A 14,016-nucleotide genomic window follows, 5' to 3' on the forward strand; every position below is an offset into this window, starting at 1 on the left:
ATGTAAGTATTTTGTACAAATTTAATATAAAATAACTGAACTTCTTATTATTTAATAGCTTCTTGAATGCTTATCTTTTTTCCATTCTTAAAAGCGATCAAAAAGGCAGAGTTATACCCTTTTGCCTTAGCTTCCTCCAAAAGACTCTTAGATTCATCATAATCAAGAGTTTCACCGTACATATACTTATAGATATTGTTCTCATAGTCCATAGATATATTCTTTAATCCTTTAAAATTTCTAGGTTGTAAATCCATCTTTCTACCACTTGCAGAAATTTGCACTTTGAAAACAACCTTAGCACTATCTTGTTTTGCAGCTACTGTACTTGATTTTGTTTTAACTGGCGTTCCATTATCAACAACAGTACTTTCAACATTTTTTTGTGAAGGCCTAACTTCAGAAGTTTCTGCACCACCGGTTCCGTAATATTCGTTTTTATAACCAATTATTGCATTCGCAATAGCACCTGCAATTTCATTTTGCCCTTCTTCTGAATCTAATCTATTTCCCTCAGCATAGTTAGAGATAAAACCCATCTCAATCAAAACTCTAGGCATATATGCTTTATGTAATACCATAAAAGGAGCTTGTTTAACCCCTCCCCCACGAACTCTCTTTCCTAAGCCTTCAAATTCATTTTCAATTTTACTAGCCAACGAAATGCTATTATCCAAATATTCTTCCTGCATCAACGTCATTCCGATCATTGTTTCAGGAGAGTTAGGATCAAAACCTTCATATTTTCTTTTGTAATCCTTCTCTAATGTAATTACAGAGTTCTCCTTCTTAGCCGCCTCAAGATTTGAAGCAATTTTGTTCATACCCATTACGTAGGTTTCTGTACCATCGGCAGCAGTATTTCTATTGGCATTACAGTGAATAGAAACAAAAACATTAGCATTTGCTCTATTTGCAATATTAGCCCTTTCTACTAGGTCAACAAAAATATCCGTCTTTTTTGTATAGATAACATCTACTTTAGAATTTGCTTCCAACAACCTACCCACTTTAAGAACAACCGCCAAAGCAATATTTTTTTCGACATGTCCATTATAAACAGCGCCAAAATCATGACCGCCATGACCTGCGTCTAGAGTAACTTTAAAGTTACTATTTTGACCATATGAAAGGCTACTAATCAAAAAGGAAAGAAATAATAACACTTTTAAAGCATTATCATTATTACTATTTATCAATTTCAAAATTTATTTATTTTTTACAAATTTAATTATTCTTCTTAACAACATCAAAACTATTAAGCTAAGACTTTGATCTTAATTAGACGGAACTACAAATGCGTCACTATATCCCACCATTTGAGCCTCTAATTGCATTTTATTTGCTTCTTCCAGATTAGAAGTTTCTCCATAAGTGTATCTATATATTCCATTTTCATATGTACTTGATATATTGTTTAATCCTTTAAAGTTACTGGATATTAACGGTAAATTTTTAGAACTTGCTATAAGTTGTACTTTATATATAGTTGTATTACTTGAAGCTAATCCATTACTTTGAACAGCGCTATCAGTAATTGCTGCCGTTCCAAAATATTTTTTTTTGTATTCCACTATTGCAGTTGCGATTTGCAGAGCCATTTGGTCTTGCCCTTCATCTGAATTTAAAAACTCACCTTCCTCTCTATTCGATAAAAAACCAAGTTCAATTAAAACACTAGGCATATAAACAGCATCTAAAACCCATAAAGGTTGCTGCTTTATACCCCTTGAATTTCTTTTTAAATTATTTGTGAAATTATTCTGAATCTCAGTCGCTAAAATAATACTGTTATTTAGATTCTCTTCTTGTAAAATCGTCAACCCAATTAAAGATTCTGGTTTATTTGGGTCAAATCCCTGATATGTATCTTTAAAATTATCCTCTAATAAAATCACAGAATTTTCTCTTTTAGCTACTTCTAAATTTAAATCACTTCGAGACAAACCCATTACAAAAGTTTCGGTTCCATAAGGCTGAAAACTTTTTACTGAATTACAATGAATGGAAACAAATAAATTAGCATTCGCTTTATTAGCGATCTTAGGTCTATTAGCTAATTCAATAAAAACGTCAGTGGTTCTAGTATAAATAACTTTAAAACCAGCAACTTTTTCTAAAAACCCACCCACCTTAAGAGTAGTTTTGAGCGAAATGTCTTTTTCACTATACCCATGATAAGAATTACCTGGGTCTTTACCACCATGACCCGCATCAAGTATTACGGTGAAATTTTGATCGTTTTGAGAAAATACAGACGTATTGCTAAGCAGTATTAAAGTCGTAATCAAAAAACTATAATAATTGAATTTCATATGTTAAAGTTAATTTTATTGGAACAGTAGCACTTAATTTTTTTATTTGATTATTTTTGCCAACAAATAATCTGTAAGTTTGACACTTCAAAAAACAGGCCATAATTTTACAAAAATAGCATTTAAACCTTTGCAGACAAACTTATTTAATATCGTTTTAGCATCATTTTTCCTAACAATGGGATGTGCCAATTTATATTCTCAAGATATATCTAAAAAAACGACCGTCATAACTCCTAAAAAGCAGGCAGATAGTTCTTCCCTAGTCATTAATAAGAACAACGCGTCTATTTTAGCCCTAAAAAAGGAAACAGATACGCTGCAAAAAAAAGATACTATTAAACCTAAAAAAGCCTTTCTTGATGGCAAGGTTAGATATAAGGCAGACAAATACGCCAGGATAGATCAAAAGAAAAAACTGATCACTTTATACGACAAAGCAGAGCTTTATTACCAAGATGTTGAATTAACGGCTGGAATAATCGTTATGGATTACGAGAAAAACGAGGTTTATGCTGGAAGAATAAAAGATTCTACAGGAAAATACACCCAATATCCCCACTTTAAGCAAGGAACAAACGAAGTAGAACCTGATTCTATTCGCTTTAATTTTAAAACACAAAAAGCTTTAATTTGGAATTCAAGATCAGAACAGGGAGAATTTAGGATAAAAGCTGCTATTACTAAAAAAGAAAATGATTCCGTTTACTTTTTAAAAGGCGCACGATTCACAACATCAACGAACGTTGATAATCCTGAATATTATTTTCAAACTAACAAAGTAAAATTCATTCCTGGAAAAAAGGTAATTACAGGCTTAACAAATTTAGTTATTGCCGATGTTCCCACGCCTATAGCATTACCCTTTGCTTACTTCCCTCTTAGCAAAGAGACTAGTATCTCTGGAATAATATTACCTAGCTATAGTGACTCTAACACAAGAGGTTTCTCCTTACAAAATGGAGGATACTATTTTGCTTTAAGTGATAATTACGACTTAACTGTATTAGGAGATTATTACACCAATGGTAGTTACGGTATGCGTTTTGAGTCCTCTTATGCAAAACGATACGCTTACAGAGGTAATATCAATTTTAGATATGAAAACTTAATCACGAGCGAGAGAGGCTACCCTGATTATGCTAAACAAAAAATTTATAACATTCAATGGTCTCATTCTAGAGATACTAAAGCTAGTCCAAATTCAAATTTCTCGGCATCTGTAAATCTTGGAAGTAGCAAGTATTTTCAGCAATCGATAAATCAGGCTAATATTGGGTCTAATCTTAACAACACCCTAAGTTCCTCGATTTCCTATTCGAAAACATTCGAAACAGTTCCGCAAGTAAGAATGTCTTTATCTGCGACCCACTCACAGAACACGCAAACTGAAGTTATTAATATGACCTTACCCACTCTTCAACTTAGTGTGGATCGAATTTATCCTTTTGTTGGAAAAGACGGTATCAAAAAAGGTTTTTTCAAAAACATCAATTTACAATATAATTTAAACGGTCGAAATACAATTACAACCACTGATTCACTTTTTTTTAAATCAGAAATGTTTAGAGATGCACAGTTAGGAGTACAACATAGTATTCCTATAAGTACTAACTTTAAATTGTTTAAATATTTTAGTGCTTCTACCTCTGTAAATTATGAAGAAGTATGGTATGCAAAAACAATTGAGAGAAGCTATGATAATGACCAAAGTGCAGTAGTAGATAAAACCATAAACGGTTTTGATGCTTATAGAACGTATTCCTTTTCATCAAGTGTAGGTACCACAATTTATGGTACTTTTAATTTTGGCGATGACAAAAAAATAAAATCAATCAGACATGTCATGAGACCTTCTGTTTCTTATGGCTATACGCCAAGTTTCGAAAAATACTACGACACTTACGCTGCTGACGCTACTGGAACAATTACAAAGCAATATTCTCGTTTTGAAGGTGGAATCTTTGGAGCGCCAGGACTAACCAACTCTAACACGCTTGGATTTGATTTAAGCAATACATTTGAAGCAAAAGTGACTGATAAAGACAGCACTAAAGTAGAACCAAAAAAAATAATGTTGCTAAACAATTTAAATCTATCAACTAGTTACAATTTAGATGCAGACGGAATAACAACACTTGCCTGGTCACCAGTTCGTGTTAGTGGTGGAACACAATTGTTTGCCAATAAAATGAACGTCAACTTTGGCGCTACCTTAGACCCGTATGCCATTGATAATTCAGGAACTAGAATTGCTACATATAATATTAATAACGGTGGTAGTTTATTTAGAATGACAAGTGCTAATATGACTTTGAACTACTCAATATCCAGTAAAGAAAAGGACAAAAACAAAAATAAAAAAAACGAACAAAGTGAGAGAAACGGAGGGCGTGAAGATGATCTCTTTGGTTCGACCACAGCTTTAAACGACAATCGTAAAAGTCAGTTTGATGGTGCAGAAGAAGCAGGAGACGATAAAATTTCAGAATTCTTTAGCTCAAAATTACCCTGGGATATGACATTTGCCTATTCTCTAACGTACGGAAACACTAACCGTGAGAAACAAATTATTGGAAATTCAATAATGATTTCAGCCAATGCTGACTTGACTCCAAAATGGAAAGCGGGAATATCTACCGGGTATGATTTTGTACAAAACGGAGTTACCTTTACACAACTGCGTTTTGAGCGCGATTTATTGAGTTGGAGAATGGATTTCAATTGGACACCTTTTGGAACTAATGCCAACTGGGGATTCTTTATCGGAATAAAATCAGGTGTATTAAGCGATATCAAGTGGGATAAACGAAGTACAAATACATCACGTTAATTCGTAAGTACCCTCTAATAGTTTCATTGATAATAATTTATTAAAAACCTAAAAACCATTTTTATGAAAAAGATAATTTTCACAGACAAAGCTCCCGCACCGATAGGCCCTTACAATCAAGCAGTTCTTAAAGGAGACACACTTTATGCTTCTGGGCAAATTGCTATCAATCCCGCGACAGGAGAGCTAGTATTAGACACGATTGAAGCAGAAACAAAACAAGTGATGCTAAATATGAAAGCAGTACTTGATGAGGCTGGAATGACTTTTGAAAATATAGTTAAGACCACCATATTCATCATGGACATGAATGATTTTGCTAAAATAAACAGCGTTTACGCTACTTATTTCAATGAAAAAACCGCTCCAGCTCGTGAAACGGTTCAAGTGGCTTGTTTGCCAAAAAATGTAAATGTAGAAATTTCTATGATTGCAATTCTATAGCTTTTAATAGTAATTGAGCAGTTGCTTCGTTTGTAGCTATTGGCACATTGTGTACATCACACACTCGAAGCAACATATTTATATCTACTTCATGAGCATGACTCGCCAATGGATCTTTGAAAAACAAAACCATTTTTGTTTTTCCCTCGGCTACTCTCGCTGCAATTTGCGCATCACCACCCATAGGTCCTGAAAGCATCTTTTTTACCTTAAATCCCGCTTTTTCAGCCTTACTTCCAGTAGTTCCAGTTGCAATTAGTTTTATTTTAATGTGTTGTAATAGCGCTGTGTTTTTATTCAAAAACTGAACCATATCCGCTTTTTTTCCATCATGGGCAATTATAGCAATTTCCATAGTTCTATTTATTTAAAATATGATAGGCAATTAGGCCGTCAATAGGTCGTCTAAGAACATTACCAAGTTTCAAATCGTATTTATCAAAAGTTTCTTGTAATTCATCTTTCAAATAGAAAGCAATAGAACCTACAAAGTTCACTTGTACTTCTTTGCAATTATCATATTGTTTGATATAATTTTTCACAAAAGACTTCATTCCTTTAAAGATGATTTTTCTACAGAATTCAGTATCCTTATGCTGAATTAAAAACTTTGCAAAAGTGGCTAAATAAGCATTTGGATTGTCTTCTTTATATAATTTACTTTTAATAAAGTCAGGATCTACATTGTATTCCTTTTCAAATTCTACAGCCAATTCTTTGGGCATTTTATTGAAATAATATTTACGTATTAATTCTTTCCCAAAAACATTCCCACTACAATCATCCATGATTATATATCCTAATGACTGTACTTTTTGATGCAGTTCTTTTCCGTCAAAATAGCTACAATTAGAACCAGTTCCTAAAATAGAAACAATTGCTTTTTGCCCCTTAGGCGTAGTTGCATAAACTGCTGCATAAGTATCTTCTTCAACTGAAACAATTGCATTAGTAAAATAACTTTGAAAAGCTTGTGATAGATTTAATTTCATTCTATCTGTTCCACAACCTGCACCATAAAAAAACAAATGAGTAGCCGTTTTTTTACTTTGAACAATATCAAAACGGTCATTTAGACGTTCAATAATCTGTTCATTTTCAAGAATTTCAGGGTTTAACCCCAAGGTTTGTGTGGTAAACAATACTTTTCCATTATCATCTATTGCAATCCAATCCGCTTTTGTCGAACCACTGTCAACTATTAATCTCATTTCTGTTGGTTTTTTGGTTATCTTTTATCTCCTAAACCTAGTAAAGTTTTGGTTTAGTACAATTAATCTCTAAAAATAAAAAAAAATCCCGTTTAAAAATTAAAAACGGGATTTTATTATAGTAAGATTATTTTAATCCTGTAATATGTACAGATAAGTCAATTAATTTACTAGAGTAACCATATTCATTATCATACCAAGAGATGATTTTGAAGAAAGTAGAATTCAAACCAATTCCTGCATTAACATCAATAATAGAAGTTCTAGAATCACCAACAAAATCTTGAGAAACAACTAAATCTTCAGTATATCCTAAGATACCTTTCATTGTAGTTTCAGAAGCTGTTTTCAGTGCAGCCATAATTTCTTCGTAAGAAGTTTCTTTTGCTACTTTTACAGTTAAATCTACTGCAGATACATCTGTTGTAGGAACACGGAAAGCCATACCAGTTAATTTTCCATTCAATTCTGGAATTACTTTTCCAACTGCTTTTGCAGCACCTGTAGAAGATGGGATGATATTAACAGAAGCAGCACGACCACCTCTCCAGTCTTTTCTAGAAGGACCATCAGTAGTCATTTGTGTAGAAGTTGTAGCGTGAACTGTAGTCATTAAAGCTTCAACAATTCCGAAGTTATCATTAATAACTTTAGCTAGTGGAGCTAAACAGTTTGTAGTACAAGATGCATTAGAAACTACTAAGTCAGAAGCTTTAGCTTCAGTATGGTTTACTCCCATTACAAACATTGGAGCATCAGCAGAAGGAGCAGAAATTACTACCTTCTTAGCACCACCTTTAATGTGCTCATTTGCAGTTTCAACAGTTGTGAAAAAACCAGTACATTCAGCAACAACATCAACATCTACTTCATTCCATTTCAAATCTGCTGGATTTCTTTCTGCAGTAACACGGATATTTTTTCCGTTTACAAAAAGTTGTCCTTCTTTCACTTCAACAGTTCCATTAAAACCACCGTGAACTGAATCATATTTTAACAAGTAAGCTAAGTGATCAACATCTAATAAATCGTTGATTGCTACTACCTCTACATTATCTCTATTAAAAGACTCTCTAAAAACAATTCTTCCAATTCTTCCAAAACCGTTTATTCCTAATTTTACTTTTGACATCTTAATTAATTTTTTTGTTTATTTTATTGTAATTTTCATTTAAAGTCTAATTTCCTCACAATAAACTTCATTCTTATTTATGTTGACATAATATCAGAGACTCTAAGCAACTCTCTGTCTATTTCAGTCTTTCCTTTTATAGCTTGTTCTAAAGGTGTTAATACAACAGTATCGTTTTGTAATCCAACCATGTAATTTGATTTCCCTTCTAATAGTGACTCAACTGCCTTCACGCCTAACCTACTAGCTAAAACTCGATCAAAACAAGATGGAGAACCACCACGTTGCATGTGACCTAAAACAGAAACTCTAACATCATACTCAGGTAAATTTGCATCAACGTAATCTTTTAATTCAAATACATTTTTACCAATTTTATCCCCTTCTGCAATAACAACAATACTAGATGATTTTCCTGAAGCCTTACTTTTTTGTAACGATTCTAACAATCGATCCAATCCTAAATTTTCTTCTGGAATAAGTATTTCCTCTGCTCCTGCTCCAATACCAGCATTCAAAGCAATGTGTCCCGCATCTCTTCCCATAACTTCGACAAAAAATAGTCTATTATGTGAACTTGCAGTATCTCTAATTTTATCAATTACTTCAACTACTGTGTTTAAAGCGGTATCGTATCCTAAAGTATGACTTGTCCCAAATATGTCATTATCAATAGTTCCTGGAATACCCATTACTGGGAAATTAAATTCAGCATTAAATATCATGCCTCCTGTAAATGTTCCGTCTCCTCCAATTACTACCAAAGCATCTATTCCAGCTTTTACAAGATGGTCATGTGCTTTTTTTCTTCCTTCTGGAGTTCTAAATTCAAGAGAACGAGCTGATTTTAAAACTGTCCCTCCTTTATTTACAATGTTATTCACACTACGAGGTCCCATTTCTTTGAAGTCTCCTTCAATCATTCCTTGATACCCTCTATAAATCCCTATACATTCTATGTTATGATAAGCACAAGTTCGAACGACTGATCGAATAGCAGCATTCATTCCAGGTGAATCACCACCCGAAGTAAGTACCCCTACTTTTTTTATTGTTTTTGGCATTATTTAAGTATTAAAGCGTAAAATTAGCAAACATAATGCACTTTTAGCGTTATGTTTTTACTAAATTAGTTAACTAAACTAAATTCAAACGTTTTCGTTAATAAGTTTTCGAAAAATCATAAAAAACGCCCTTTTTTTTAATAAAAGTTAATTTTTTTAAATATTATATGATAATTAACTATTATTTAGCACAAATAGTAGGTTTAGCACATGAATTACAAAATAACTCCAATGCAATTCTAAACCAATCCTTTTTAAATAAAAGTACTATTGAAAAATGAAGAAATACAATGTTATGCATCCCCCTAAAAAAAAAAGTAATGCAATAACAGTATTGATGAGAAACATGACCTAAACGAAATTCAGCAGTGAAATTTTTACCTATATTATTAGAAGTAATACTTAACTATACGCTCTAATACCTATGAAATTAAAGCCGTTTAAAGATAAATATTCAGTACAACAAAGCCCTAATCTTCCTCAGGGATTATTGCTTCATTGTTTTTCTTAGGAGTTTCCGTTTTAGGACTCTTAGGCTTAGTAAAATTAATATATTCTGGCGCCAGGTTTGAGTCCTGATATTGCTGGGTAGAAGTACTTTCTATACCTAATTTCTGATTTTTAAATATCTTATTGACTAATTCTTTAAAAGTATCAAAATCTACTTCGTAAGTTACCCCTACTCCTTGTGTGTAGCCAATTCCTTGTCCGATATAATTAATATCATTTTCACGGTTAAACAGACGCAAATTAAGAGTTCCATCTTCATTAACCCTATATTGAACTTCTAAATCGCCTACAATTGCCGATTCATTAATGCCGCCTAAAGGCACACCCACTTTTCCGTTAATTGTAATTCGTTCATTTACTTTTGATGAAATAGTTGCCACAAATCTTCCATCAGCTTCTTGTCCTATTCTTCGATCTGCAGAAATATAATTAAGACCAACTTTGAATTTTTCATTATCTGATTTTATGATACCTCCCAATAAACTTGAGGCTGTTTCAAATAAACTTCCTGAAAAATCAGACTGAGAGACACCTTCAGAACTTAAAAATCCACCTGTTGACAATAAATAAAGTGCTTGTGTTTGTCTAATGTCTTTGTCATTTAATTTGTATTGAATCTCTGATTTTAATACACTGCTGACTGTTGGGAACTCAATATTGAAATCAGGTTCTGGACTAGCTAAATCTCCACGAATTCCAATCACTACCTCTACAGGCACTTTCCTACTGAACGATGAGTTTTCTAATAGCACTGCAGGATTAGCAGTCGTTTTATAAACAGCTTCCAGATTCAATTGCGCTTTCATTGGATTTCCTTCCCATGAAATAGAACCACCTTTCTTAACATCAAATTTCTTATCAATCAATCCACCATACTTAAAGTTATAAGAACCTTCATATGCCTGGAAATCACCCCACATATTAAATTTTCCTAAAGTATTAATCTTAAATAATAAGGACCCAAAACCTTTTCCCTTAATTCCATGTCCTGAATCACGATCTAAAATTACTTCCACTTCTGCATCATCGGTAATATCAAGATCAAACTCTAATTCCAATCCTTTATAGTTCCTTGTATCTTCAACTATTCCTCTCTGGATATTATACTTCTCCTTAGCAGTCAAAAAATGTACAAAAGAATTATCACTGACACTTTCAGCATAATTTATCGGGATTTTGACTTCAGTTCCCTTCTCAGATTTTGCCGCTACTTTAATGAATAAACCATTTGTTGGGCCTTTTATAGTTGCATCCCCATCTATAAATGCAGTACCATAATAAGCCGCATCCTCTTTATCCACGGTATTTAGCACCAATAGTCTTTTAGTATTGATAGCCAAATCAAGTTTCCAATCTCCAAAATTATTATGTTCAATAACTCCGTTTAAAGCTCCCTTTGTTCCAAATTTTGAATCTGTCAACGTATTGTTCCTAAACAAGAACTTTTGACCAACCAGATCGATTACTGATCTGTCATTTAATTCATAATCTACATTTAAATAAGGAATTGTCAGACCCGTCTTTTCAACATACAAACGCCCATTAATTGCAGGCTTTTTCAAATTACCTTGAATCGTCGCATTTCCGCTAACCAGCCCTCTTATATTAGAAATAACATCTCCTCCTAATGAACTTAAAACCCCCAAATCGAATTTAGCAAATTTCAATTTCATATCAAGAAAAGTTTCTTTGTCTATAATTTGGAAATTTCCAAAAGCATTAAACAATTCAAAATTTTCATTTTCTAAATAAGAATTTATTGTGAATTTTTCCAGATTCTGGTCTCCTTCAATATCAAATTTCAAATCACCCAGATCTGTTTTATTTATGTTTAAATGGTCGATTACAAGTGAAGCCGTAGGTTTGTAAACTGCCTTGTTCTGCTTAAAACTAATGTCTCCGTTTATATTTCCTTGAAACACAAATTTATCGTCTTCGGGTGTAATCTTATAGAGGTCGACATCCTTAAAGCTTAGATTTAGATCCTTGTTTGTATTGTCTTTTATAGTTCCTTTTAACGATATAGCCTGGTCTTCATGAGATAAAATAATATCATCTATCTTGAAATTTTTAAATGACTTGTCAAAAATAATTTGGTTGTTAGGCGTTTCCTCTTCATTTAAAAACCACAAATAGTCCTTAAATTTCATTTCAGACTTGCTTAATCCTACTACATTATCGTTATCTTTATTAATGGTGTGGTATAAATTCAGATTAAAATAATCTTGTCCTTTTGGTCCGCCTTTAAATTCTGACCTAAAGAACAAAGTATCCTTCATCGTTACATTAATAAGACTAAAATCACGAATTTTATAATGCTTAGTTTTAATACTATCCAATTCAATATAAGCATTGTAAAGCGGATTTTTATTATCAATCGATACTCTGATATTATCGAATATATTCTTAGCAGCTACAATTTGTGGAGAATTAAATTTCAGCTTAAACTCTTGGGTATCTGATTTTATATTACCCCTTACAACGGTATTTGATCCTATGGCAATTTCAGGATACAGCAATTCAATAATTTTACTATAAATCGTAAAATTAAACTTCAAGAACTGCCCTTTACTAACTTTGTTTGGTTTAAAATTGGTGTACAAACTCCCCAAAGAATTCTTAACTAAATTCCCAAGTTCGCCAAACTTAAATTTACCAACAACCTCACCTTCAATAATATCAGGAGAATTAACGGTAATTGTACGTACTTTGTCTGCATCAAAACTGGAGTTGACATTAAAATCATCAAAATTATAAGTGTCTTTTCCATTTTGATAGGAAGTCTCTGTTATATATACATTTCCTTGCAAATTTTCAATTGAATTCCCCGTTACCTGAACAACTACATCTCCCTTAAATACAGAAGTAGAGTCTTTAACGAATTTCAACTTGTTTAAATCAGCATTTTCAACATTAATATGAAAATCATATTTATTTTCTTTATTGGTTAAATCTAATAAACCATCAAAGTTCATACTTAGATTAGGGTCATTGATCGAAATCTGACCTTTGTAATTAGGTGCTTTAAAATTACCATTAACCACTACATTAGTGTAGCTATAGTCATTATAATCTATTTTAGACACATCTCCTTTTAGTGCAGTATTCAGATATTTCTCAGTAAACCCTTTACCATCTACATCAATATTCATGGTTATTTTCCCCAGATCTTTACGGTCTAATAAAGCCCCCAAATCAAAATCTTCCAAAATAACATTACCCATATAAGAAGCTTTGTCAATAAAATCGATGCTTTTCATACTAAAAAACGATTTTACGCTCCCTAAATCGGATACCATTGTAAAATCTGCATCGATAGCAGTAACACTTAACTGAGAATTACCTACTAAAGTAAAATTCCCTACTCTTTGTAGCTCTGCTGGTAATTTCTTCCCTAAAACATTTGGAAGTATATTTACTAAATTAGTGTAACTACTTGAAATCCTGGTAAACTCACCATCCATATAAAACTTCTGAGTAGCATCACCAAAAAGATTTTTGAACGCTATTGCACCATTAATCCGAGTATTATTTGAATCAACTAAATTAAGATTGCTGATATTTAACTTATTTAACGGCCCTTTTATAGTAGCATTTATTTTGAAAAATTGGTTTTTACCTAATTCATTATAAAAATGTCTTATATCGTTAGTAGCAATTTGCGAGGGTTTTATCTTAACATCAAAGTTTACCTTATCCGTGAAATCTGAAAAATCACCAGCTTTATAATTTAAAATTACATTAGCCTTGAATTGTGATTCCTTAGTAGTTAAATCAAGCTTATCAAATTGAATCTTCTTTTTACTATATGTAAAATTAGAACTCATATTTACAACATATAAACCGCGATGATCTAGAAAAGACATTTTAACTATGTTTGTCTTTAAATCTGGTCCATAGAGTAAAAATTTACTAAGAGTTGTATTTAATTTTGTAAAATCAACGTCAACTGGATTTGCTTTATTTTCATCAGTAACACTAAAATGAGCATCGGTAACATAGGCGTTATCAACTTTTAATAAAAACTTTTTTGTAGAGGGTTTATCACTATCAAAGGCGTTTATAAACTGATCTAAATTGGTTTGCTTTTCATTCTTATATAATTTAATTTTAAATAACAAACCATCAAGTCTGACATCTCCAAAGATCAAATCCCCATCTAGAATTTTTTTTCCTTCTAGTATATTCGTATTTACAATTTTAGAGAAAATCAAAGTATCTTTATGATGATCTAAAATTAAAACATTTTTGAACTTCACACCTCCAAATACGGATAGACGTACTGCGTCTATGGAAATATTTGTTCCAAAGTCTTTATTAATACTATTTGTAAAATGCTGCGCTATTTTTGTCTGAACATAAGGTATCGAAAGAGCGATACCGAGTAAGAGTAAAAGCACAATTAGTCCCAAAATGAAACGGAAAAATATTTTAATGAATTTTTTGATACCTATTGTTGTTTTATTTTTATCCTAAAATATTATTTTGCCCAAGGAAAGAGCGGCAC

Annotated in this window: 9 protein-coding genes; 2 read left to right on the forward strand and 7 right to left on the reverse strand. The window is 32.3% G+C overall.

Annotated features, from left to right (window positions below; genetic code table 11):
• Positions 1-47 precede the first annotated feature (47 nt).
• Positions 48-1,196: an N-acetylmuramoyl-L-alanine amidase gene (locus QO182_RS08635; RefSeq protein ID WP_371561137.1), complete on the reverse strand. Its 1,149-nt coding sequence runs from the start codon at positions 1,194-1,196 to the stop codon at positions 48-50.
• An 81-nt stretch (positions 1,197-1,277) separates the two neighbouring features.
• Positions 1,278-2,315, reverse strand: a complete 1,038-nt coding sequence (locus QO182_RS08640) for an N-acetylmuramoyl-L-alanine amidase (protein ID WP_371561023.1) — start codon at positions 2,313-2,315, stop codon at positions 1,278-1,280.
• A 79-nt stretch (positions 2,316-2,394) separates the two neighbouring features.
• Between QO182_RS08640 and QO182_RS08645 the strand changes: the two genes are divergently transcribed.
• Positions 2,395-5,148: a putative LPS assembly protein LptD gene (locus QO182_RS08645; RefSeq protein WP_371561025.1), complete on the forward strand. Its 2,754-nt coding sequence runs from the start codon at positions 2,395-2,397 to the stop codon at positions 5,146-5,148.
• A gap of 63 nt (positions 5,149-5,211) precedes the next feature.
• Complete coding sequence (locus QO182_RS08650; RefSeq protein WP_371561026.1) at positions 5,212-5,592, forward strand: RidA family protein; 381 nt, start codon at positions 5,212-5,214, stop codon at positions 5,590-5,592.
• On the opposite strand, the gene QO182_RS08655 is transcribed toward QO182_RS08650, so the two are convergent.
• The 5 genes from QO182_RS08655 to QO182_RS08675 all read right to left on the reverse strand — a co-directional run bounded on the left by QO182_RS08655 (position 5,573) and on the right by QO182_RS08675 (position 13,909).
• Positions 5,573-5,947: a methylglyoxal synthase gene (locus QO182_RS08655; protein WP_371540128.1), complete on the reverse strand. Its 375-nt coding sequence runs from the start codon at positions 5,945-5,947 to the stop codon at positions 5,573-5,575. The two genes, QO182_RS08650 and QO182_RS08655, sit on opposite strands and share 20 nt — an antisense overlap.
• Before the next feature lie 4 nt (positions 5,948-5,951).
• Positions 5,952-6,803, reverse strand: a complete 852-nt coding sequence (locus QO182_RS08660; RefSeq protein WP_371540121.1) for an N-acetylglucosamine kinase — start codon at positions 6,801-6,803, stop codon at positions 5,952-5,954.
• A gap of 127 nt (positions 6,804-6,930) precedes the next feature.
• Complete coding sequence (gene gap, locus QO182_RS08665) at positions 6,931-7,935, reverse strand: type I glyceraldehyde-3-phosphate dehydrogenase (RefSeq protein WP_371540115.1); 1,005 nt, start codon at positions 7,933-7,935, stop codon at positions 6,931-6,933.
• A gap of 77 nt (positions 7,936-8,012) precedes the next feature.
• On the reverse strand, positions 8,013-8,999 hold the full coding sequence (gene pfkA, locus QO182_RS08670) for a 6-phosphofructokinase (protein WP_371540106.1): 987 nt from the start codon (positions 8,997-8,999) through the stop codon (positions 8,013-8,015).
• Positions 9,000-9,469: 470 nt separating this feature from the next.
• Positions 9,470-13,909 carry a translocation/assembly module TamB domain-containing protein gene (locus QO182_RS08675; protein ID WP_371561028.1) on the reverse strand — a complete coding sequence of 1,480 codons (4,440 nt, stop codon included), beginning with the start codon at positions 13,907-13,909 and terminating at the stop codon, positions 9,470-9,472.
• Positions 13,910-14,016 lie beyond the last annotated feature (107 nt).

It is taken from the genome of Flavobacterium sp. Arc2, assembly GCF_041431385.1.
Classification (GTDB): Bacteria; Bacteroidota; Bacteroidia; order Flavobacteriales; family Flavobacteriaceae; genus Flavobacterium.

Excerpts from the sequence above, each read along its gene's own strand:
- gap (WP_371540115.1), bottom strand. The coding sequence starts at position 7,935 with ATGTCAAAAGTAAAATTAGGAATAAACGGTTTTGGAAGAATTGGAAGA.
- QO182_RS08655 (WP_371540128.1), bottom strand. The coding sequence starts at position 5,947 with ATGGAAATTGCTATAATTGCCCATGATGGAAAAAAAGCGGATATGGTT.
- QO182_RS08660 (WP_371540121.1), bottom strand. The coding sequence starts at position 6,803 with ATGAGATTAATAGTTGACAGTGGTTCGACAAAAGCGGATTGGATTGCA.
- pfkA (WP_371540106.1), bottom strand. The coding sequence starts at position 8,999 with ATGCCAAAAACAATAAAAAAAGTAGGGGTACTTACTTCGGGTGGTGAT.
- QO182_RS08650 (WP_371561026.1), top strand. The coding sequence starts at position 5,212 with ATGAAAAAGATAATTTTCACAGACAAAGCTCCCGCACCGATAGGCCCT.
- QO182_RS08640 (WP_371561023.1), bottom strand. The coding sequence starts at position 2,315 with ATGAAATTCAATTATTATAGTTTTTTGATTACGACTTTAATACTGCTT.